This is a genomic window from Polynucleobacter sp. HIN9 (genome assembly GCF_030297635.1).
Lineage (GTDB): Bacteria > Pseudomonadota > Gammaproteobacteria > Burkholderiales > Burkholderiaceae > Polynucleobacter.
The window spans coordinates 604727-627587 of the sequence record NZ_AP028140.1 but is presented as its reverse complement, the minus strand read 5'-3'; the positions used below and the strand labels follow the sequence as shown (position 1 = coordinate 627587).

Annotated in this window: 24 protein-coding genes; 7 read left to right on the top strand and 17 right to left on the bottom strand. The window is 48.7% G+C overall.

The genetic code is table 11. The features are described from left to right. Nucleotides 1–13 precede the first annotated feature (13 nt). From QUE62_RS03245 to QUE62_RS03230, 4 genes are read right to left on the bottom strand one after another with little or no spacing between them, the layout of a single operon-like run. Nucleotides 14–751 carry an enoyl-CoA hydratase/isomerase family protein gene (locus QUE62_RS03245; protein WP_286262246.1) on the bottom strand — a complete coding sequence of 246 codons (738 nt, stop codon included), beginning with the start codon at nt 749–751 and terminating at the stop codon, nt 14–16. A 2-nt stretch (nt 752–753) separates the two neighbouring features. Next, a complete protein-coding gene (locus QUE62_RS03240; protein ID WP_286225908.1) occupies nt 754–1917 on the bottom strand; it encodes a CaiB/BaiF CoA transferase family protein in 1164 nt (387 codons plus the stop codon). A 41-nt stretch (nt 1918–1958) separates the two neighbouring features. Next, complete coding sequence (locus QUE62_RS03235; protein ID WP_286224401.1) at nt 1959–2975, bottom strand: cytochrome d ubiquinol oxidase subunit II; 1017 nt, start codon at nt 2973–2975, stop codon at nt 1959–1961. Continuing rightward, entirely contained in the window at nt 2976–4328 is a 1353-nt protein-coding gene (locus QUE62_RS03230; protein ID WP_286262245.1) for a cytochrome ubiquinol oxidase subunit I, read from the bottom strand. A 102-nt stretch (nt 4329–4430) separates the two neighbouring features. Here QUE62_RS03230 and QUE62_RS03225 point away from each other — a divergent pair, with 102 nt between their 5' ends. After that, nucleotides 4431–5057, top strand: a complete 627-nt coding sequence (locus tag QUE62_RS03225) for a cysteine dioxygenase family protein (RefSeq protein WP_286262243.1) — start codon at nt 4431–4433, stop codon at nt 5055–5057. Here the strand turns inward: QUE62_RS03225 and QUE62_RS03220 are convergent. Genes QUE62_RS03220 through QUE62_RS03205 form a run of 4 tightly spaced genes read right to left on the bottom strand, consistent with a single transcriptional unit; the run spans nt 5054 to nt 8926 of the window. Beyond that, nucleotides 5054–6382: an NAD(P)/FAD-dependent oxidoreductase gene (locus QUE62_RS03220; protein WP_286224398.1), complete on the bottom strand. Its 1329-nt coding sequence runs from the start codon at nt 6380–6382 to the stop codon at nt 5054–5056. The two genes, QUE62_RS03225 and QUE62_RS03220, sit on opposite strands and share 4 nt — an antisense overlap. A gap of 35 nt (nt 6383–6417) precedes the next feature. After that, nucleotides 6418–7191, bottom strand: coding sequence for a 3-hydroxybutyrate dehydrogenase (locus QUE62_RS03215; RefSeq protein WP_286262241.1), 774 nt, complete (start codon nt 7189–7191; stop codon nt 6418–6420). A gap of 41 nt (nt 7192–7232) precedes the next feature. Continuing rightward, entirely contained in the window at nt 7233–7733 is a 501-nt protein-coding gene (locus QUE62_RS03210; RefSeq protein WP_286224397.1) for a YqaA family protein, read from the bottom strand. Next, on the bottom strand, nt 7733–8926 hold the full coding sequence (locus QUE62_RS03205; protein ID WP_286224396.1) for a CaiB/BaiF CoA transferase family protein: 1194 nt from the start codon (nt 8924–8926) through the stop codon (nt 7733–7735). The genes QUE62_RS03210 and QUE62_RS03205 overlap by 1 nt, the downstream gene beginning before the upstream one ends. Nucleotides 8927–9001: 75 nt before the next feature. Here QUE62_RS03205 and QUE62_RS03200 point away from each other — a divergent pair, with 75 nt between their 5' ends. Genes QUE62_RS03200 through QUE62_RS03190 form a run of 3 tightly spaced genes read left to right on the top strand, consistent with a single transcriptional unit; the run spans nt 9002 to nt 12449 of the window. Continuing rightward, nucleotides 9002–10096, top strand: coding sequence for a choloylglycine hydrolase family protein (locus QUE62_RS03200; RefSeq protein ID WP_286262239.1), 1095 nt, complete (start codon nt 9002–9004; stop codon nt 10094–10096). Between the two features lie 2 nt (nt 10097–10098). Beyond that, nucleotides 10099–11268, top strand: a complete 1170-nt coding sequence (locus QUE62_RS03195; protein ID WP_286224394.1) for an acyl-CoA dehydrogenase family protein — start codon at nt 10099–10101, stop codon at nt 11266–11268. A 2-nt stretch (nt 11269–11270) separates the two neighbouring features. Further along, nucleotides 11271–12449: a CaiB/BaiF CoA transferase family protein gene (locus QUE62_RS03190; RefSeq protein WP_286224717.1), complete on the top strand. Its 1179-nt coding sequence runs from the start codon at nt 11271–11273 to the stop codon at nt 12447–12449. Here the strand turns inward: QUE62_RS03190 and cls are convergent. Genes cls through QUE62_RS03170 form a run of 4 tightly spaced genes read right to left on the bottom strand, consistent with a single transcriptional unit; the run spans nt 12446 to nt 15423 of the window. Next, a complete protein-coding gene (gene cls, locus QUE62_RS03185) occupies nt 12446–13915 on the bottom strand; it encodes a cardiolipin synthase (RefSeq protein ID WP_286262237.1) in 1470 nt (489 codons plus the stop codon). The genes QUE62_RS03190 and cls overlap by 4 nt on opposite strands. A gap of 1 nt (nt 13916) precedes the next feature. Then, nucleotides 13917–14696: an endonuclease/exonuclease/phosphatase family protein gene (locus QUE62_RS03180; RefSeq protein WP_286224391.1), complete on the bottom strand. Its 780-nt coding sequence runs from the start codon at nt 14694–14696 to the stop codon at nt 13917–13919. Next, nucleotides 14662–14856 carry a (2Fe-2S)-binding protein gene (locus QUE62_RS03175; RefSeq protein WP_286227205.1) on the bottom strand — a complete coding sequence of 65 codons (195 nt, stop codon included), beginning with the start codon at nt 14854–14856 and terminating at the stop codon, nt 14662–14664. The genes QUE62_RS03180 and QUE62_RS03175 overlap by 35 nt, the downstream gene beginning before the upstream one ends. Before the next feature lie 18 nt (nt 14857–14874). Continuing rightward, entirely contained in the window at nt 14875–15423 is a 549-nt protein-coding gene (locus QUE62_RS03170) for an LOG family protein (RefSeq protein WP_286262235.1), read from the bottom strand. Nucleotides 15424–15497: 74 nt separating this feature from the next. On the opposite strand from QUE62_RS03170, the gene QUE62_RS03165 reads away from it, so the two are divergent. The 3 genes from QUE62_RS03165 to QUE62_RS03155 are packed head-to-tail and all read left to right on the top strand — an operon-like array spanning nt 15498 to nt 17529. Continuing rightward, on the top strand, nt 15498–16193 hold the full coding sequence (locus tag QUE62_RS03165) for an ABC transporter permease (protein ID WP_286224388.1): 696 nt from the start codon (nt 15498–15500) through the stop codon (nt 16191–16193). Further along, a complete protein-coding gene (locus QUE62_RS03160; protein ID WP_286262232.1) occupies nt 16186–16875 on the top strand; it encodes an ATP-binding cassette domain-containing protein in 690 nt (229 codons plus the stop codon). Before QUE62_RS03165 ends, QUE62_RS03160 begins: the two co-directional genes overlap by 8 nt. A gap of 27 nt (nt 16876–16902) precedes the next feature. Beyond that, on the top strand, nt 16903–17529 hold the full coding sequence (locus QUE62_RS03155; protein WP_286262230.1) for a YbhB/YbcL family Raf kinase inhibitor-like protein: 627 nt from the start codon (nt 16903–16905) through the stop codon (nt 17527–17529). A gap of 47 nt (nt 17530–17576) precedes the next feature. Here the strand turns inward: QUE62_RS03155 and QUE62_RS03150 are convergent, their stop codons facing one another. The 5 genes from QUE62_RS03150 to QUE62_RS03130 are packed head-to-tail and all read right to left on the bottom strand — an operon-like array spanning nt 17577 to nt 22834. Further along, a complete protein-coding gene (locus QUE62_RS03150) occupies nt 17577–17864 on the bottom strand; it encodes a hypothetical protein (protein ID WP_286224385.1) in 288 nt (95 codons plus the stop codon). 5 nt (nt 17865–17869) lie between these two features. Beyond that, complete coding sequence (locus QUE62_RS03145; RefSeq protein WP_286224384.1) at nt 17870–18928, bottom strand: formate dehydrogenase subunit gamma; 1059 nt, start codon at nt 18926–18928, stop codon at nt 17870–17872. A gap of 27 nt (nt 18929–18955) precedes the next feature. Beyond that, nucleotides 18956–19180: a hypothetical protein gene (locus QUE62_RS03140; protein WP_286225888.1), complete on the bottom strand. Its 225-nt coding sequence runs from the start codon at nt 19178–19180 to the stop codon at nt 18956–18958. Further along, nucleotides 19177–19827, bottom strand: coding sequence for a formate dehydrogenase FDH3 subunit beta (fdh3B, locus tag QUE62_RS03135; protein ID WP_286224382.1), 651 nt, complete (start codon nt 19825–19827; stop codon nt 19177–19179). Before fdh3B ends, QUE62_RS03140 begins: the two co-directional genes overlap by 4 nt. 28 nt (nt 19828–19855) lie before the next feature. Next, nucleotides 19856–22834, bottom strand: a complete 2979-nt coding sequence (locus QUE62_RS03130; protein WP_286224380.1) for a formate dehydrogenase subunit alpha — start codon at nt 22832–22834, stop codon at nt 19856–19858. Nucleotides 22835–22861 lie beyond the last annotated feature (27 nt).

Genomic DNA, 22861 nt, shown 5'->3' with positions numbered 1-22861 from the left:
ACTTCTCTCTTCTTTACTTCTTCGCTGCAGCTTTCACCTTTGCGAGATACTCAGCAACACGGTGTTTAATATCCGGCACTGATCCTGATTGGACTAAATCATATAAATCAACCGCACGGGTATCGCGTTTGCAGGCATGCAGTGCGATCGCACGAGCATCGGGTGGGATCTCCAAAATATGCTCCAAAACTTGTGCTTCATACGCATGCCAATCAGTCGCCTCTAAGACTGCAGTGAGGATCCCAAAATCTTTAGCTTGATGCGCATCAATGCGACGTGGATTTCCAATGAGCTGCTGCGCGCGATCAGAGCCCACACACTCGGCTAATCGCCGCGATCCCAAGATCAAACCAAAACGGGCACCAGGAAACATCATGCGCATATCCTCCGAACCCGCCCGGTGACGACATGCCAAGAGCAAATCAGCCCCCGCTCCAATCGTTTGTCCATGGGCCAATGCCATCGTGTCATAAGGTGCATGCGCAATCGCTTGGAGCATTTGCTCAATACGCACAAAATGCAACAGTAGATCGCCAGGGCTCGCATCATCAAAGTTTGAGAAATCAAAGCCGGCACAGAAACCCTGGCCCTCACCTCGCAGTATCAGTAAGCGAGTGCCATCGGTCTCCGCCTCCTTGACGACAGCGAGCAACTCACAAGCCATCTCATAGCTAATCGCATTGCGCTTCTCTGGACGATTAAGAGTGACTCGCTTGATGTGACCCGAATGCTCTATCCGTATGGTGTTCATAGTTACTCCACGATCTCAGAATTATGCTCACCCAAGCGCGGCGGTCTGCGCTCGATGGGAGCTGTTGCGCCATTGAATTTAATTGGATTAATCACCGTTTTTGTTGCTTGACCATTGGCCATCACCATGGGCTGCACCCAACCCATCGCAAGGGTTTGTGGATCATTTAAAACAGCGGAATATTGATTGATTGGACAGCACGGTACACCTGCTTGACTAAATTGCGCAATCCAATTGGCGGCTGTATCTTGTTTTAAGATTGCCTCAATCAATTCTTTTAAAGCGATTTGATTTTTTGCCCGCAGTGCCGTACTAGTAAAGCGTTCGTCTTGCAAAAGCTCTGGGCTCTTCAAGATCTGACAAACGGTTTCCCAAAGGGCCTGTGTGCCGGCTGCCATGACTAAATAGTCGTCTTTGGCCTTAAATGCTTGATAAGGGGCATTGCGAGGATGAGCTGAACCTAATTTAACTGGATCTTTGCCAACTCCAAAGTACTCCGAGGTTTGCAAGGCAGCAATTGCTAACGAGGTACCCATCATTGGCACATCAATATGAACACCCTTACCCGTTTGCGCCACAGCTCGTAATTGCGCACAAATACTCATTGCGCCATACAAACCAGCTGTGAAATCCGCGACTGGCACGCCGCATTTGACAGGGGCTCCATCGGGTTCTCCAGTCACACTCATGATGCCGCTCATCGCCTGAATCGTGACATCAAAGCCACCTTCGTTAGCGCGTGGTCCCGTTTGACCATAGGCCGAGATCGAGCAGTAAATCAGTTTTGGATTAATAGTTAGGGCTGAGTCAAAATCCAGGCCAAGGCGTTTCATCACACCAGGGCGATTGTTCTCGATCAGAACATCCGTATTCGCAATTAAAGCCTTGGCTTTTTGTTTATCATCCGGATTTTTTAAATCCAAGGTAATTGATCGCTTATTGCGATTTAAAGAGGCGAAGTTCTCACTCAAGCGATCATTCTCAGGACCGGTGTGGGGAGGCCAGGCACGCAGTGTATCCCCGGCACCTGGGTTCTCTAGCTTGATGACATCGGCTCCGAGATCGGCGAGCAGCAAAGCGCAAAATGGTCCTGCGGCGACATTGCAAATCTCAAGAACACGAATTCCGGCAAGTGGTTTTAAGGCAGAAAGATCAGCGGTGTTCATAGGCACTCTTGTGAATGGAATACCTTATTCTAACGATCTCATTAGTAGTAGCTCAGTGGCTGTGTTTTGCCCTTAAAGATACGGTAGGAGAACAAGGTGTAGGCCAGAATCGTTGGTAATACCACAATCGCGCCCCAGAAGATGACCCACAGCGATTGAGTCGATGCGGCTGCTTGCCACACCGTCATACGATCGACAACCAAATAAGGAAACAAACTATAGGCAATTCCAAAAAACGATAGCCAAAAAATTGCAACCGTTGCTGTGAATGGCAACCATTCCCGCTGGCTGGGATTCGCTTTGAGCTGGTGCAGCGCTCGATCCGTGATTAAAAATAAGAGTGCAGTTGCGATCGGAATAGGTGCCAAGTAAATAATATTCGGATAGCTAAACCAACGACTCATGATTTCTGGGCTGAAATACGGTGTTGCTGCCGAGATCAAGGCAATGCCCAATCCAGTTAGCCACAAACTTGTCCGCGCCCATGAAATCGCTCGCAACTGCAATGCTCCCTCCGTTTTCATGATGAGCCAGGTTGAACCCAGCAAGGCATACCCTGCTGGCAAACAAATTCCGACAAGTGCAGCAAAAATCCAGCCTAATAAGCCAGACTCGTAGCCAATGATGTGGCGTCCAATCATTACACCTTGCGCTACAGCAGTTACTAAGCTACCAAAATAGAATAAGAAGTTCCAGAGCGGCTTTTGCGCTAAGTTCACCTTAGCCCGAAAATCAAATGACACCCCACGCAGAATCAACCCAGCCAACATAATCGCCACTGGCAAATAGAGTTCGGTCAGAACAATACCGTGTGCGAATGGAAAAGCAACCAGCAAAATACCGACTCCAAGTACCAACCAGGTCTCATTGGCATCCCAAAAAGGTCCGATCGAGGAAATCATCACATCTTTGTCGGCATCTCCAGCACGATTGAGCAAAATACCAACTCCCAAATCGTAGCCATCCAATACCACATACGACAACATCGCAAAGCCCATCGCCCCCAAGAAAAACAAGGGGAGCCAGACGGAAGCTTGGGACCAATCTGCTGGAATCATCTACGTTTGCAAAGAGGTAGATGAAGACTGAATTACAACTGGTACCGCATCCGCACTCTTTTTGTCTGCCTGTCGTGCCATATAGAAAATCGCCCAGATATAGGCAATGATCAAAGTAAGGTAGAGAAACAAATACATCATCAAACTGCTAAATACCATGCCACCCGGCAATTTTGTGGCAGCCTCTGCGGTTGTCAGAACGCCATGCACCAAATAAGGCTGACGTCCAATTTCAGTGACATACCAACCAGCAACCACTGCTACCCATCCTGAAAAGGTCATCCAGACAAAAGCACGGGCCAACCAATTGGGTAGATCCTGTCCTTTACGCATCCGCCACCACCCATACCAAGATAAAGCCAACATCAACATTCCAATTCCAACCATGATGCGAAAGGCAAAGAAGACTGGTTTGACTGGTGGGGTCTTATCAAAATCTTTTAAGCCCTTGACCTCACCGTTCCAGTCATGGGTGAGATAGAGTGAAGCCAATTTCGGGATCGAAATCTCGAACTTATTAGATTGGGTTTTTTCATCGGGGATGGCAAACAAAACAGCCGGAACCCCATTACCAGTATCCCAAATTCCTTCCATCGCTGCTAATTTGGCTGGTTGGTATTTGAGGGTATTGAGACCATGCATATCCCCTAAGAAAATCTGAATGGGGGTCACAATCGCGGCCGCTACGATGCCAAACTTGAGAATGGCTTTATTTGCTTGAGTACGACTACCCTGTAAATAGCGATAGGCTGATAAACCTGCTAACAGGAAGAACACCGTTAGGAATGAAGCAGTCATCATGTGTGCAAAGCGGTATGGCATGGATGGGTTGAAGACGATTTCCATCCAACTCACCGCATGGGCCTGGCCGTTGATCATCTCAAAGCCTTGGGGAGTTTGCATCCAGGAATTGAGAACAATGATCCAAAATGCCGACAAAGTGGTTCCAAAAGCTACTAAGAACGTTGCTAGGGTGTGCACCCGCTGTGAAACGCGCTTTGCACCAAATAACATGATGCCCAGAAACGTCGCCTCAAGAAAGAAGGCGGTCAGTACTTCATAAGCAAGTAGAGGTCCAGCAATATTGCCGACGGTCTCCATATAGCCTGGCCAATTAGTACCAAACTGAAAACTCATCGTGATACCGCTTACAACCCCCAAAGCGAAGGTCAAAGCAAATACTTTGACCCAAAATTGATACGCCTCTTGCCAATAGACTTCACCAGTGCGATTGAACTTGATCTTGAAATAAAACAGGACCCAGCCTAAGGCAATCGTGATGGTGGGAAATAGGATATGAAAGGTAATGTTGGCGGCAAACTGGATCCGGCTCAACAGGATGGGGTCAAACATAAATTTCCCCTAGGGTGTAATGAATGGAATACTGATATTTTAGGGGTCTTTGCCAATCGCTGCTTGCTGGGGAAATCCCCAAAGTATTCATATAATGGATCTATGACAAATCCTGCTGTGACCGATCCAATTGCCCCATTACGGCACTTTGTGACTCAAATGACCCAACTGGTCGGCGAGAGCCAAGTCGAGGATATTGTTCGACCCAAAGCTAAAGCGCTATTACAAGAGTTAATTAAGACGGATTCTTGGTTACCGGATTTTTGCGCAGTTCCCCACCCTCAGTATTACCAGCAATACTTATTACACGCCGACCCACTGGAGCGATTCTCGGTCGTCAGTTTTGTTTGGGGACCAGGCCAAGCCACTCCAATTCATGATCACATGGTCTGGGGTCTAATTGGCATGCTGCGGGGCTCTGAAAAAGGTCAACGCTACGCCCGCAATGCGGCTGGTCAATTAGAGGCTGTCGGTCATGAAGAAACCTTATTGCCTGGTGATGTGGATGAGGTCAGCCCGAGCATTGGGGATATTCATATTGTGAAGAATGCCTTTGACGACAAACCCTCGATCAGTATCCATGTTTATGGGGGCAATATCGGTGCTGTGAAGCGCCATGTCTACGACCCACAAACAGGTTTTGTCAAAAACTTTGTTTCGGGTTACTCCTCATCGCAGATCCCCAATCTTTGGGATCGCTCTACTCAAGTTCGTTCCGAACTCAATTAATGTAATTTAACGTGGGGTTCGGTACGGCGCGTTATCATGCGCGCCAAGGTATCAAGGCTTACTTTGGCCCAGCCATGCAATGCCAGCTCATGCATTTTGTACAAAGACAAATACATTAGCTTGGCAAAGACGCCTTCGATCATGAGGTTGCCACCAATCAGGCCGCCCATCATATTACCAACGGTGCTGTACTTCCCTAAAGATACCAAGGAACCAAAATCACGGTAGCGGTATGGTTTCAGGGGTTTGTTCTCAAGACGCAATTGGATTTGCTTAAACAAATGAGAGGCTTGTTGATGGGCCGCTTGGGCTCGCGGCGGTACAAAGCCGCCCTGCCCCTCGTTTGCTTCTGGCCAAGGGCAGGCCGCGCAGTCGCCCATGGCAAAGATGTCAGGATCACGCGTCGTTTGTAAGGTCGGCAGCACCACCAGCTGATTAATTCGATTCGTCTCCAAGCCCCCGATGTCTTTGAGAAAATCAGGCGCCTTGACTCCGGCTGCCCACACAATCAATTCAGCGGGCAGACTCGTGTTGTCACTAAATTGAACTTCTTTTGGAAATACCCGCGCCACTTTCTTGTTCGTAATAACCTCAACACCCATCTTTTGCAATAAGGCTTCAGTCGCGTTTGAGAGTCGCGCCGGCAAGGCTGGCAAGATTCGGGGGGCTGCCTCGATCACGCTTACCTTTAAGTCCTTATTAGGGTCTACTCGATCAAGACCGTACGAAACAACTTCGCGCGTGGTGCGATGCAGTTCGGCAGCAAGCTCAACACCAGTTGCCCCTGCGCCAATAATGGCTACGTGCAATTGATCGGGCGAAAGTGGATTACTTTGTGCCTGAGCTCGAATAATCGCATTGAGCATTTGATGATGAAAGTTTTTGGCATCGTCTTGAGACTCTAAACGTAAGGCGTATTCCTCAACGCCGGGAGTCGCAAAGTCATTGCTGAGGCTTCCAATACTCATGACGAGAACGTCATAAGGAATAGAGCGTTGTGGGGTAATTTCGGTACCCAGGTGATCCTTATATGGCGCAACAATCACCTCTTTGCGCTCGCGATCCAAACCGATCATCTCACCAATGCGATAGGTAAAGTGATGCCAGTGGGCTTGCGCAATGTAATCAACTTCATGGTCGCCCAAATCCATACTGCCAGCGGCAATCTCATGGAGTTTTGGTTTCCAAATATGGGTGCGATTTTTATCAATCAAGGTAATAGAGTAACGACCGGGCTTTCCTTTGCGAGGACCAAATCGATCGCCTAGACGGGTTGCTAGCTCCAACCCTCCTGCCCCACCACCTACGATGACAATTCGTTGCATGACGAAGTTCTTCTTATTTTGATTGGAGTGATTAATTATTGCGCCGTCCAGCCGCCGTCCATATTCCAGGCAACACCACGGACTTCAGATGCATCCGGTCCACACAGAAATACGGCTAATGCAGCGAGTTGCTCTGGTTTCACAAATTCACCCGAAGGCTGCTTCTCGGAGACTAATGTTAATTTAGCTGCATCATTCGAAATATTCTCACGCTGGGCGCGTGCATCCACTTGCTTTTGAACAAGGGGGGTTAACACCCAACCTGGGCAAATGGCATTGCAAGTAATTCCGGTACGGGCAGTCTCAAGCGCAACCACCTTAGTTAAGCCTACGATGCCATGCTTTGCCGCTACGTATGCTGCTTTTTGAATAGAAGCCACAAGACCATGAACGGAGGCAATATTAATAATGCGGCCCCAATTACGTTCTTTCATTCCTGGTAGTGCTAAACGCGTTGCATGAAATGCCGAACTTAAGTTGATCGCAATCACCGCGTCCCAGCGCTCTGCTGGAAAATCTTCCACACTGGCGACATGCTGAATCCCCGCATTATTAATGAGCACATCAATTGCACTAAAGCGTTTTTCGGTAGCAGCAATCATTTGTGCAATCTCATCGGGCTTACTCATGTCGGCGCCGTGATAATCCACTTCCACTCCGTAGGCCTTGACCTCGGCAATTGCCGCATCCTTATCACCAAAGCCATTCATCATCACATTGGCGCCTTGGGCGGCCATGGCCTTAGCCATCGCCAGTCCAATACCACTCGTTGAGCCCGTCACTAAGGCGGTTTTACCCTTTAGAAGCATTCCAAAAAACCCTCGTTTGAACCAATAAGACAACTATCTTCTCATAGACCTATGAGTCGGCCTAATTCTTGCCAAAAGGACTTGGGTATCGAGGTTAGCAGCCATGTGAGAGTGATGTACCGCAGTAGCTTACCAACCGCCATGTAAATCATGCACGGTAACCATTGCAGACGCAACCAACCTGCTACCAAACATAAAGGGTCACCAATGATTGGTAACCACGAGAGTAACAACATTGGTGGCCCTCGTTTTTCTAGCCAGGCTTGGGCGCGTGAATGGGTCTCTCCTCGCAATGACTCATAGGTATTTCGCGCGAGTAATCCCAGCCACCAATTAATCATGCCGCCCAGGGTATTGCCCAGGGTTGCCACACCAATTGCCAACCAATAATCCTCAGGATTTAAGCTGACGTATGCAAACAAAACGGGTTCGGAGCCCATTGGAATAAGAGTGGCGGATACCGCCGCCACAATAAATACCGCCGGCAGACCCACGGTGGGCATACCAAACCAATCCATCATGGAATGAATGAGGGCTTCCATTAATGCAGAACGCCGGCGTCTTTCAAAGTCTGAATCTGTTCAACAGTAAATCCGTGCTTCATGAGAACCGATTCAGTATGTTCGCCAAGTGTCGGTGCGCGATGTCGAATTTGCCCAGGATTTTGGGAGAGCTTCGGAATGATGCCTGGCATCTCTACTTTTAAACCGTCTGCACTCTCAATGGTTTCAATCACACCGCGCGCACGGTAGTGCGGATCCTCCGCAATATCTTTCGCGCTATAGATACGTCCAGCAGGAACAGCAATACCCTGTAGAGCAGCCAGAATCTCTTCAAGGGTTCGTTGGCTCGTCCATTGCCCAATTGCTTCATCAATGGCGTCAGCACGTTTAGCCCGCCCATCGTTACGCGCCAATTCAGGATCGTTGCCTAAATCGTTACGACCGATCAGATCCATCAATCGCTTAAATAATGAATCTCCATTGGCGGCAATTAATACGTATTGGCCATCAATACAAGGATAGGCATTTGATGGGGCAATGCCTGGTAATGCCCCTCCTGCTGGTTGACGAATTGCACCAAAGACATGGTATTCCGGTAAAAGGCTCTCGGTCAGATTAAACACTGCTTCGTAAAGCGCCACATCAATCATCTGCCCTTGACCACCTCGAGCATCACGTTCATAGAGTGCAAGCAAAACACCCAAGGCGCCATGTAAGCCAGCAATCGTGTCACCGAGTGATAAGCCCGCGCGCGCAGGCACCTGCCCGGGATGTCCAGTTAAATATCGTAATCCAGCCGTTGCTTCCGCAATAGCGGCAAAGCCAGGCTCATCGCGACGCGGTCCATCTTGTCCGTAGCCAGAAACACGCAACATTATCAAGCTCGGATTAAGCGCATGCAATGCATCCCAACCCATGCCCCATTTCTCCATCGTGCCGGGCCGAAAGTTTTCAATCAGAACATCCGCCTCTTGGGCTAAACGTCGCACGATATCCTGACCCTCGGGTTGGCGCAAGTCAATGCAAATCGATTGCTTATTACGAGACTGCGCTTGCCACCAGACCGAGGTTCCCTCATGCAGCATACGCCATTTGCGCAATGGATCGCCATCCCCGGGCGACTCGACTTTAATAATCTCCGCCCCGAAGTCCGCCAAGGTCTTCGCTGCGAAGGGGCCCGCAATTAATTGGCCAAGCTCTAGGACACGAATACCGGAGAGGATTTGTTGCATGGCAATTAGCCCCATCAATCAAGAAAGTATCTAGATTAAACTACAAGATTCCGAATCTTGAGTTGGAGAGTCACAATGAAACAATGGTTGGTTGGTCTTACGCTACTTAGTTTTTTTCACAGCTCGTTTGCTTGTACTGCGGTCAATATTCAGGCCAAAGATGGCACGGTCATTGCTGGTCGCACCATGGAGTGGGCCTTTGATATGAAATGGACCATCAACAGCCTCCCACAAGGAACTAAATTTCGTACCACGGCTCCCGATAATCTCAAGTTACCTCCAATCCAGTTCATTACCAAATACGCTGTTCTCGGAATCTCCCCTGGAATCTTGCCGGGCGCACCTGCTCTGCTTGAGGGTCAAAATAGTGCCGGCTTAGGGATGAGTGGCAACTTCCTTCCTGGCTTTACTGAATATCAAACCGTTACCCCCAAAGATTTGGACTATGTCTCGATTCTGGATTTTGGAACGCTTGCCTTGGGAATGTTTGCCAATGTCGCCGAATTACGCAAAGAGATTCCACGCTTCAAAGTTTGGTATGACTCAAGCCTTCCCTCAGGCCCAACACCCCCCTGGTTACATTTTGTGTTCACTGATCGCACAGGTGCCAGCATCGTAATCGAGTTCGTTAAAGGTCAAATGCGTATCCACGAAAATGTCGCAAACGTATTAACGAACTCCCCAACCTACGATTGGCACATTACCAATGCTCGAAATTACATTAACCTAACCAATTTTGCTCGCAGCGCGGTTACGGTGAATGGCCAAAATGTTACAGAGCTTGGTCAAGGTGGTGGGCTGATGGGCTTGCCTGCGGATTACACCCCGCCCTCACGATTTATTCGGGCTGCGTACTTACGCCAACTTGCTGCACCACCAAACAACCGCGCTGAGAGCGTGCAACTCACTGGTCATATTTTGAATAATGTTGATATTCCAATTGGTGTAGCCGCATCCAAAGATGGTGAGAAAGTTGTCTCGGATTACACCCAGTGGGTCAACATCAAAGATCTCAATAACCAACAATGGCATATCTCGAATTATGCCAACCGCACCAGTTATGTCACCTTAGATCTCAAAAAGATTTTTGAGAGTAATAAATCTGGTGCTTGGCCAGTAGATCAGCTCCCTTATCAAACCATCGACATCACTAATAAACTACTGAATTAATCATGGCATTAAGTATTCCAAAACCAGACCAATATCAGGAAATGCGCGAAGCGCTTCGCGATCTTTGCTCGCGCTATGACTCTGCCTATTGGCAAAAAATTGATCACGAGCGCGGCTATCCTGAAGCATTTGTAAAAGCAATGACCGATGCGGGTTGGTTGGCAGCTTTAATTCCTGAGGAATATGGTGGCTCTGGGCTGGGTCTTGCTGAAGCCTCCGTCATCATGGAAGAAATCAATCTCTCTGGAGGCAATGCTGGCTCTTGCCATGGTCAGATGTACAACATGGGCACCTTGCTACGTCACGGCTCAGAGCAACAGAAGCAACAATATTTGCCGAAGATTGCCTCGGGTGAATGGCGACTGCAAAGTATGGCAGTGACTGAGCCCACTACTGGAACCGATACGACTAAGCTAAAGACTACTGCAACCAAGAAAGGGGATCGCTACATCATCAATGGTCAGAAAGTTTGGATCTCGCGCATTCAGCATTCGGATTTAATGATCTTGTTAGCGCGTACCACTCCCCTCTCGGAGGTCAAGAAAAAGTCGGAAGGTATGTCCATCTTCATCGTCAATCTCCATGAGGCAATCGGTAAAGGAATGGAAGTGCGTCCCATCGCCAACATGGTCAATCACGAAACCAATGAGGTCTTCTTTGATCAGTTAGAGATTCCAGCCGAGAACTTGATCGGCACCGAAGGTCAGGGCTTCAAATATATTTTGGACGGCTTAAATGCTGAGCGCACACTCATTGCTGCAGAGTGCATTGGTGATGCCTATTGGTTTATCGATCGCGCACGCCGCTACGCTACTGAGCGTGTGGTCTTTGATCGCCCCATTGGCATGAACCAAGGTATTCAGTTTCCGATTGCCGATAGTTATATTGAGACCGAGGCAGCAAACTTGATGCGCTTTAAGGCCTGCGAGCTATTTGATCGACAAGAGCCCTGTGGGGCTGAGTCGAATATGGCGAAGTATTTAGCAGCCAAGGCATCCTGGGAAGCCGCCAATGTTTGCTTACAAACACATGGGGGCTTTGGCTTTGCTTGTGAATACGATGTCGAGCGTAAGTTTAGAGAAACCCGACTCTATCAAGTTGCTCCGATTTCGACCAATCTCATCTATTCGTATGTGGCCGAGCATTTGCTTGGCTTACCACGCTCATTCTAGTGATGCGGCCCTTAGACGGTATTACTGTCGTTGCACTCGAGCATGTCATCGCGGCGCCTTTTGCTACTCGTCAGCTAGCGGATCTTGGTGCCCGCGTCATCAAGATTGAACGGCCTGGCGCCGGTGACTTTGCTCGCAACTACGATCAACGCGCCAAAGGGATGTCCTCGCATTTCACCTGGGTGAATCGCTCCAAAGAAAGTTTGACTCTCGATCTCAAACACGAGCCTGCGCTTACTATCCTGCGTCAATTACTAGAGACTGCCGATGTGTTTGTCCAAAACCTTGCGCCGGGCGCAGCAGCCCGGATGGGCCTTACTGCCCAAGCATTACAAGCAAGCAATCCCAAATTAATTTATTGCAATCTCTCTGGCTATGGTGAGAATGGGCCGTATCGGGATAAAAAAGCGTATGACCTACTGATTCAGAGTGAAGCGGGACTCTTATCCATCACTGGAACACCTGAGACCCCTAGCAAGGTTGGTATTTCCATTGCAGATATTGCAGCAGGTATGTATACCTATACCAATATCTTGGCAGCGCTTCTCCAGCGACAAAAGACGGGCAAAGGGTCAGTGATCGATATTTCCATGCTAGAAGCGCTTGGAGAGTGGATGGGCTACCCGATGTATTACAGTATGGATGGCGCCTCTCCGCCACCGCGCACCGGTGCTTCGCATGCCACTATCTTTCCCTACGGTCCTTATTTAGCCGGCGATGGCAAAACGATTATGTTGGGCCTTCAGAATGAGCGCGAGTGGGCTTTGTTTTGCGAGAAAGTACTCTTGCAGCCTGAGCTTGCGACCGATCCCCGCTTTGATAAAAACTTCAAGCGCAATGAAAACCGTGTGGAACTCAATGCCATTATCTTGAAGATCTTCTCTGCAATGACGAGCGAACAGGTTTTAGCCAAACTCGAGGAGGCTCAGATTGCCAATGCCTCCCTAAATGATATGCATCAGTTTTGGAATCACCCACAATTGCGTGCGCGCGGACGTTGGCATTCGGTGGAATCTCCCAATGGCTCAATCCCCGCCCTATTACCTCCAGGCATCAATACTGCCTATGAGTATCGGATGGACAAAATACCGGGGATCGGTGAACACACTGAGGCAATCCTAAAAGAACTCGGGCATTCTGCAGAATCGATCCAGCAGCTAAAACAAGCCGGAGCGATTTAAAGCAAGGGCGATGCTAGGTGCGCTGTGTTCTCCAACAGTCTTCGCCACCGTGGGCGGCGTTCCCACCCAATTCGATTAATGATCTGTGAGCGTTTAAGATAACTGGTAGTTAGCTGTTTAAGTTGAGTGCAGAAGGTTTGGTCGTACACAATGAGGCTGATTTCGAAATTAAGACGTAAGCTGCGCTGATCGAAGTTGACCGATCCAAAAATAGCAATCCGCTCATCAATTAAAAGGCTCTTCGTGTGTAATAAGCCTCCTTTAAACTCAGCGATCTCAACACCCGCACCTAGTAGAGTACTGTAAAAACTCCGACTGCTCCAAGCAACCAAAGTTGAATCATTCAGGCGCGGTACGATTAGCTTCACCCTCACTCCACGGTGAGAGGCTGCCATTAACGCCTGGACCAGACCCTCATCCGGAACAAAGTACGGGGTGGTAATCACGAGCTCCTGGCGCGCATCGAGTACCGCAGAGAGCAAGACCTGATAAAGAATATCGTCTCGATAAACTGGTCCAGACGAGAACTCCTGAGCTAAAGCGTTACCAGCCGGCTTTTTATTGAGACCATCGCGATCACTAAAGTGCATTACCCGTGGGTTATCAACACTCCAATCGTATGAAAAGGTAAGTTCAAACTGGGACACCACGGGTCCCTGAATACGAACCATGGCATCGACCCACTCCCCCACTCCAGAGTCCTGTTTAAAGGTTCGGGGATCAACCAAGTTCATACTTCCAGTCCATGCTGTCTCACCATCAATGATGAATATCTTGCGGTGTAAACGCAGATCGGCGCGCCGGAACTGAAAACGGCCAAACTGAATTGGTAGAGCTTCGGTCACCTCAATCTTGGCATTTGCAAAGCGCTTTGGCCAAGCAGATTTAAACCAGCTAGAACTTCCCAAAGAATCAAGCAAAACACGGCACTTCACTCCGCGCTTGGAAGCTGTAATCAGGGCCTCGCCCACTCGGTCAGCATCACCACCCAGCGACCAAATATAAAACTCCATATGAATGGATTTTTGGGCACGATTGATCTCATCAATGAAGTGCTGCAGGATCTCCAGCGAGTTGGTAAACAGTTCGATCTGGTTACCAGCGGCCACTGGTGTACCGTTCTTGGCCTGCGCAAGTAGGCTAATCGCATGCGCATCCTGATGCAAAAGGGCGCGGTCGGGCTCATGCAACTGACGCATTGCCTTACTAATTTTGACGTACTCCTTTTCCATGCGAATGATCTTGCTTGTCAGCGTTCGGCCAACGGGTCGCTCACCAATGGTCAAATAAAGAATCAGGCCAATAATTGGGAAGGAAACGATAATCAATAGCCACGAGACTGCTACCCCCACTGGGCGTCGAACCCAGATGATCCGCAGGAAAAATAAGATCGCAATCACGACATGCAGGATCACAAACCACGGGACGTGATAGCCAAAAATGGTGCCGGTGAACAGGTGCATCATATTAGTGACCTAACTCTGCATATACAGCTAAATGATCTGATAATTTTGACCATTCGGTTAATACCTGCGCCTTCTGAATCTTTAAGCCACGCACATAAATACGATCCATCGCTAACATCGGCTTCGCACTTGGGAAGGTTTTAGCCGGGGCACCATACAAACTCTCAAACGCATCCACAAAGCCAGCCTCACCCATCGGCTCACTCGCAGAATTACGCCAATCATTAAAGTCACCCGCAATAATACTGGGCTCATGCTTTGATAGAGTCTCAATGTGCTGCAAGATGGTATCGACTTGGCGCTCACGTCCGCGTTGCAATAAGGCCAGGTGTACACAAAAGCAATGGATGGGCGGGCCCTCTGCTAATTGAATAATAGAGTGCAAGAGACCGCGACGCTCAAACCGATAGGCTGAAATATCGTAGTTATCTCCTTTATGCAATGGAAATTTGGAAAGAATGGCATTGCCGTGATGACCATGTCGATACTCGGCATTTTTGCCGTAATGCCAATCTGCATAAAATCCATCAGCCAGAAAATGGGTGATTTCTTGCTTCGGCCAGGTGGATAAACGTTTCTGTCGACGGATGTTCTCTTGTTGTAGCTCTTGAATGAAGATTAAATCGGGATGTTGAGATCTCAAACGCTGACGTAAACGATAGACGGTCGAATCAATTTTGAGGGGTGACATCCCTTTATGCATATTAATCGTGACCACCCGCAAACCTGAGGCGGGCTGGATTGCACTAGGATGAATGTTGCTGGCGTCGAATGCGCGCATGATAAATTTCAGTTTGAACGAGCTCTTCGCATTGCATGCACTTATTACAAATTGATGCCTCTTGGCGCAACTCCTCGATGGAGTTAATTTCATGGGTTGCCAAGTACTCTCGTAAATCCTCGTCCCAAATTTGATTACATAAACAAATGACATCCGCCATGACATTCATGATACTGAATTACCGCGCCTTCAATTGAAGAAATGCAATTGCCTCAGGAATTGTCTTCACTACCGTGATATAGCTGAAATGACGCTCGATTAAAAAGCCATCATCGAACTGTTGTTGAGTAAATTGAAGCAGCAAGTCATAAAAACCATTTAGGTTCACAATCAGGATTGGCTTGCTATACGCCTTGACATGATTACCAGTCCACACCTCAAACAATTCTTCGATCGTACCAATACCGCCTGGTAGAACCACAAAAACATCGGAGAGCTCAATCATCATCTCTTTGCGGGCAACCATACTTTCTACGACGTAAAGCTCCGCCAAATTTTCAATCACAGCCTCTGCCTCAGTCAAAAAACTGGGGATAATGCCAATTACATTGCCATGGGATGCCAGAGCACCTCGGGCCAGATCACCCATTAGACCTCCCCCGCCACCCCCAAAGACGAGTCGCCAGCCATGCTTAGCAATTTCAGAGCCCAATTGGCTACTGGCAGTCGACCAGCTCGGATTAGAACCGGGTCGAGATCCACAAAAGACACAAACAGTAATTGACATCACACCATTGTGCCACCGAGACTTAGGGAGCATTGATTGTTAGAATCCAATGATCCTTTTAATGATTCTCGCTCATGAGCTCCACCTTTCTTGATGCCGTTGCACTGCTAGCCCATCTCGATGCGGCAATTGTGCGCATTGTCATCACCTCTTTGCAGGTGAGTATCACGGCCCTGATATTGGGGACCTTGGTGGGCTTACCGCTTGGGGCTTGGCTAGCCACCGAAGAGTTTGCGGGTAAGCGCGTTGCAATCGTGATCCTGAATAGCATGATGGGGATACCGACAGTGATTGTGGGCGTTTTGGTGTACTTGATTCTGTCAAGAAGCGGTCCTTTTGGCGAGTGGGGCTGGTTATTTACGGTCAAGGGAATGATCGTGGCTCAGTTTTTTATCACCACCCCTTTAATTGCAGCACTTAGCCGCCAATTACTAGAGGATTCTTGGAAAATCCATCGCGACACCTTCATGGCTCTGCGTCTACCCTACTTTGCTCGTCTTAAGTGGCTCATTTGGGATTGTCGTTTCTCACTCACGATCGCCATTCTGGCTGGTTTTGCCCGGGCGATCTCAGAAGTCGGGGCGGTAATGATTGTGGGCGGCAATATTGATCGGGTAACGCGTACCATGACCACCGCGATTGCACTAGAAACCAGCAAAGGCGATCTTGCGTTTGCCTTGTCTTTGGGAATTGTCCTTCTTGGTATTGTGATATTGGCAAATATATTCATATTTGTCGTTCGACAAGTTGCGGAGCGACGTTATGGATAAATTGCTTAGCCTACATCATGTTGAGGTCATCCGTGATGGGCGCATTATTTTGCAATCTGGCGATCTTCAAGTTCCCCTAGCGGGTATTACTGCCCTGATTGGTCCCAATGGCGCTGGGAAAACAACCTTATTACGCTTAATCCATGGCCTAATTGAGCCATCGCAGGGTCAATGCCAACGTCCCTTCACGTCCGATGAGAGTGCACTGGTGTTTCATTACACCCCCATGCTCAAAGCCACGGTTAGAGAGCACCTTAGCTTATTAAGGGATACCCATCGAACCATTAGCGATCAAGCAATTGATGAGGCCTTGCAATCTGTTGGAATTGCGCATTTAGCTAATAATCCCGCTCAACGCCTTTCTGCTGGGGAACGCCAAAAGCTTTGCTTTGCCCAAGCTCGCTTACAAAACCCCAAATTAGTCCTTCTCGATGAGCCCACCGCTAATCTAGATCCCAATGCCAGTGATGATGTAGAGCAGATGATTACTGAGCTTGCCAGAGATGGGAAGGTGGTTTTATTTGCCTCTCACAATATGGCCCAGGTGAAGCGCCTAGCGTCCAATCTCATCTTCATGCAAGACGGCAAAATCCTAGAAATTACCCACCCCGATGCCTTCTTTAAAAACCCTCAGACCAAAGAGGGTTCCCAGTTTCTTGCTCGCGAATTTATTGCACAATAAGTCAATTATTCAATATTAGGAGACCCTATGCGACTCACCAGTTCAAGCTTTCAAGATGGTGCAGTGATTCCAGGACAGTATGCGTTTTGCATTCCTAATGATCGTGGACATGTATGTCTTGGGTCAAATCACAATCCCCATTTGCGGTGGGAGGATATTCCCGCTGGCACACAATCATTTGCTTTGATTTGCCATGATCCAGATGTACCCTCCAAACCGGATGACGTCAATCAAGAAGGTAAAACGGTGAGCGCATCCCTACCCCGCATTGATTTCTTTCACTGGGTCATGGTCGATATTCCCAAGACGATCACTGAGATCCCAGCAGGTCACTACTCAACCGAAGTGGTGCCCCGAGGTAAACCCGGCCCTGGAACACACCACGGCGCCTTACACGGGATCAATGATTACACCGCTTGGTTCTCAGGTGACGCTGAAATGAAGGGCAATTATTTTGGTTACGATGGCCCTTGCCCGCCATGGAATGACAGCATTTGGCATCACTATATTTTTACGGTCTATGCCCTCGATACGCCATCGCTTGGTTTGGGTTCCACCTTTGATGGCAAAACTGCATTAGCAGCCTTACAGCGTCATATTTTGGCTAGCGCACAGATCACTGGACGATATACCCTCAATCCCGCTGTCAAATAAAAAATCCCCAAGGGTCGCCTTGGGGATTCCTATTAAGAAATATTGAGTTATTTTTTAGCAGGTGCAGGCGCTGGTGCGACTGAGGCTGTTGCAGGAGGTACAAATGGGGGTGGCGCAACACAAGGGGCAGGATTGGGCGTACCTGCTGTTTTATATTTCATCGCAATGGCATTTATGGATTGGCAAAGCTGATAGCTGGCAACGGTTCCTGCATAAGCAGTTTTTGCTTTAGCAAGAGCTGCTGCCTCGGCTTGCTGTGGGGTTGGGGGTGGTAATGCAGCTAGGGCGACGGTTGATCCAATTAAACAGACAGAACCAACAAGCAAACGTTTCATGTGAATTACCCCTTTCCTAATTTTTTATACCAAAGCTCATGGTGCTCTTTAGCCCAAGTCTCATCGCAATACCCTGTTTTCATGGCATCGATTGAGCCTTGCATACCAATCGTACCGATGTAGATATGCCCGAGCGCAAGGGCAGTCATCAAAATCGCTCCCACACCATGGATGATGTTGGCAATCTGCATGGTGCCACGCCAGTATTCAATCTGAATAAATGGGACGATCATATCGAGCACCCATCCAGATGCGGATACTGCGGAGCCTAAAATCACCATTCCAACCCAAAACCAGAACTTCTCACCGAAGTTAAAAAATCCAGCAGGGATATGTTTGCCTGAGATCAAACCACCAAATCCAAGCGCCCAGGCCATATCGCCCTTCTCAGGAAGGTTTCTGCGGACAAAGAGAATAAAGAACACTACGATACTGACAGTGAATGCGGGGCCCACAAAGTTATGCACATTTTTGCAAACCAATAAGAAGGTTCCGAAGAATGCTGGCCCTGTTAATGGTAATAAGAAATATTTACCCCATAAGATCATGATGCCGGTAAAGGCAAGTGCCACAAAGGTAAACGCCATGGTCCAATGAGTAATGCGCTCTAGCAAAGTGAAGCGCTGAATTTTGCGTCCAGACATCGGCTCATGCAATTTAATCGTGCCCTTAAAGACGTACATGGCAACAATTCCGCAAAAAGCGATTGTCAGCAACCAAGCCCCGTAAACAGTAATCACTCCATTACGAATTAAGCGCCACTCTTGCCCGGTCTTTTGGATTAATACACCATTTTCAGCCCCTGGTAGGGAGGTGTAATGCACCTCGTCGCTATTCACCATTCTCCAGATTGGCGCATTGTTTCCTGGTTGATTTTTACCCGCCTCAATGGCAGCTTGAGTAGTTGCATTCGATGACCGTCCAACATCCAGAATATTGACTGACTCAACCTTCTGAGGAGTCGGCGACTGGGCGGTTCCTTGTTGAGCAATACTTAGAGAGCTGATAGCAAGACCTGCTGCCAACAGGATGGATCGTATTACAGAGCCAAAGGATGCATTCATCGGATCATCTCCAAATTATTCTAATTTTTATTTGATTCTGCTGTACTCAGACTGAAACTGATTCCGCTTCGTAATCTCAGCATTCCAGCTCGCCTGATCACCTGGTTTCCAACCTTTCGCCATAAACCCATTATCAGCACCCATGTAAGGAGCCATATCGGGTCGCTTAGACGCTGAGGTACCCACATTCGCCTCGTTACAGCCAGCCAATAAAGCGGTTACAACTAAGGCGCTCGTTATAGCGAGTTTCATGATTTACCTCCAGCGGCTGGTTTAGCAGCGGGTGCGGGAGCATTGGGTTTGCCGTAAGCAGTTGCCCAACCAAATACATCGGCTCCAGCATTCTTACCAGCAGCCATCCGCTTGACCACACGGGTTCGGAACACATCGGCAATTACATCGCCATCGCCACCGATGAGCGCTTTAGTAGAGCATAGCTCAGCACAGAGTGGCAACTTACCCTCGGCTAGACGATTACGGCCATACTTCTCGAACTCAGCGACGCTGCCGTTCTTCTCGGGACCACCGCTGCAGAAGGTGCACTTATCCATCTTGCCACGTAAACCAAACACGCCAGAGCTTGGGAACTGAGGTGCGCCAAATGGACAGGCATATGAACAATAGCCGCATCCAATGCAGGTGTCCTTGTTATGAAGTACCACGCCCTCATCGGTACGATAGAAGCAATCGACTGGGCAAACAGCCATACATGGTGCGTCTGCACAATGCATACATGCTACTGAGATGGATTTTTCAGCACCAACGACACCATCATTAATGGTAACTACCCTTCGGCGATTAACACCCCAAGGTACCTCATTCTCGTTCTTACATGCTGTAACGCAACCGTTGCATTCAATACACCGTTCTGCGTCGCAGATAAATTTCATTCTTGCCATAGTTAATCTCCTGACTTTGCGGTGTTAGTTAAGCAGCCTTTTCGATCTGACAGATCGTGGTCTTGGTCTCTTGCATCATGGTTACGCGGTCATATCCATAAGTGGTGCCGGTATTAACGGCCTCACCACGAACAATCGGATAGGCTCCTTTTGGATAAAAATCGAGCAGATCTTTTCCTTCCCACCATCCCGAGAAATGGAAAGGCACAAAGGCAGTATCTGGGGCTACGCGTTCGGTTACTAATGCGCGCACCTTGATCTTGGCACCCGTTGGTGATTTCACCCAAACAAAGTCCCAATTTTTGATACCTCGCCGGGCTGCTGCACTCGGATTAATCTCCACAAAGTTCTCTTGCTGTAACTCTGCAAGCCATGGGTTCGATCGAGTCTCTTCACCACCACCCTCGTATTCCACTAAGCGACCCGAGGTCAAAATGATGGGGAACTTTTCATAAAGCTTATCTTCAATTGCTTTGTTCTGAACTGTCTTAAACAAGGTCGGCAAGCGCCAGAAGGTCTTCACGTCATCGTGGGTTGGGTACTTCGCGACCATGTCTGGACGAGTGCTATAGAGCGCTTCGCGGTGAATTGGAATTGGATCAGGAAAGTTCCAAACCACGGCACGTGCTTTAGCATTTCCAAATGGATGGCAGCCATGGTTTTTCATGGTGACACGGATGATTCCACCAGAAAGGTCGGTCTTCCAGTTCTTTCCTTCGGCAGCTTTTTTCTCATCCTCAGTGAGCTCATTCCACCAACCTAACTTCTTCAAGAAAACATGGTCTACCTCTGGGTATCCAGTTTTGATGTCAGCACCCTTCGAGAACGAACCATCAGCAGCCAAGAGTGACTTACCATCCTTCTCAACACCAAAGTTGGCTCGGAAATTACCACCACCGTCCATCACGTGCTTACTTGTGTCATAAAGGTTAGGTGAACCAGGGTGTTTGAGCGCGGCATTACCAAAGCATGGCCATGGCAATCCAAAATAATCACCGGCTGTGTCATAACCAGTAACTGGATCTTTGCCACCACGTGAGCGCAGTGTTTTCGGGTCAAACACGCTCATCATGCGCATATGTGCCTTCAAACGCTCTGGTGTCTGGCCGGTATAACCAATCGTCCAAACGGCCTGATTAATTTCGCGCAAGATCGACTCAACTTCGGGCTCTTTCCAGTTCTTACCAGCAAACTTAGAATCTAACATCTTGAAGTTCTTCGAGAGCTCTTTTCCAAAGCCCAAGCGGTCAGCAAAAGCTTGCATCAGAACATGATCAGGAACAGACTCGAAGAGCGGATCGATCACCTTCTCGCGCCACTGCACTGAACGATTCGATGCGGTTGCGGAACCTGCGCACTCAAACTGAGTTGTAGTTGGTAGCAAATACACCGCGCGGTTTTTATTAACCGTCCCACCAGGAGCAGGTGGCATCGCTGCCATTGCAGCCGTTGCGCTTGGATAGGGATCGACCACTACCAGAAGGTCTAATTTATCCATGGCGCGCTTCATATCCAAGCCACGGGTTTGGGAGTTTGGTGCATGGCCCCAGAAGAACACGCCTTTCACTGCGGTGGCTTGATCAACCATGTCATCTTTTTCAAGGACGGCATCAACCCAACGAGAAACGGTAGTGCCCGACTTCTCCATCATGTCAGGGGCATAGCGACCCTTAATCCACTCATAGTCAACACCCCATACAGCAGCGTAGTGTTTCCACGAACCAGCGGCAAGGCCATAGTAGCCTGGTAAAGAATCTGGGTTTGGACCAACATCGGTTGCGCCCTGAACATTATCGTGGCCACGGAAGATGTTGGCGCCACCACCGGACACGCCAATATTACCGAGCGCTAATTGCAAGATGCAAGAAGCGCGAACCATGGCATTACCAACGGTGTGCTGCGTTTGCCCCATACACCAAACAATCGTTCCAGGACGATTCTTAGCCATAGTTTCTGCAACTCGCTTGACTTGCGCCTCTGGAACTCCGCAAGCCTCTTCGACATTAGCTGGGGTCCACTTTTCCATGACCTCTTTGCGAATGTCGTCCATACCAAAGACACGGTCGTTGATGTACTTCTTGTCCTCCCAACCATTTTGGAAGATGTGATACAGCACACCAAAGAGGAATGGGATGTCTGTACCAGAACGAATCCGCACATATTGATCCGATTTTGCGGCGGTTCGGGTATAGCGCGGATCGACCACGATGACTTTGCAACCATTCTCTTTTGCATGCAACATATGCAACATGGAAACAGGGTGCGCCTCAGCAGCATTCGAGCCGATATATAACGCCGCCTTCGAGTTCATCATGTCGTTGTAGCTATTAGTCATTGCACCATAACCCCAGGTATTTGCTACACCTGCAACAGTGGTCGAGTGACAAATACGCGCCTGGTGGTCGGTATTATTGGTACCGTAGAACGACACAAACTTACGAAGCAAATAGGCTTGCTCGTTGTTGTACTTTGATGAGCCAATAAAGAAGATGGAGTCTGGCGTGTACTTTGAACGCAGATCTTTCATCTTGGCGGTAATCTCATCAAGCGCCTGATCCCAAGAAATTTTCTGGTATTTGCCATCCACTAACTTCATGGGGGTGCGCAAACGATAGTCGCCATGCCCATGCTCACGTAATGCAGCGCCCTTTGCACATGCGCCACCCATATTGATAGGCGATTCAAACACGGGATCTTGACGAACCCAAACCCCATTTTCAACGGTTGCATCAAACGAGCACCCCACTGAGCAATGGGTACAAACTGTGCGCTTCACTTCAATCTTGCCTTTGCCATCAAGCATCGCTTTGGTCTCAGCCGCATTCGCTTTTTGGAGCATATTTAATTGAGTAGCGGCAATACCAGCACCAACACCAATACCGGAACGTTTTAAGAACGTACGGCGGTCCATAGTTGGAACTGCTGAACGCAATCCGCGGGATAGGCTACCAATCAGTTGCGATGGAACCCGGCTAGAGGTTGAGGTTGATTTGCGAGTTAGGCTCATGGTGAGACTCCTGCGATAAGCGATAAA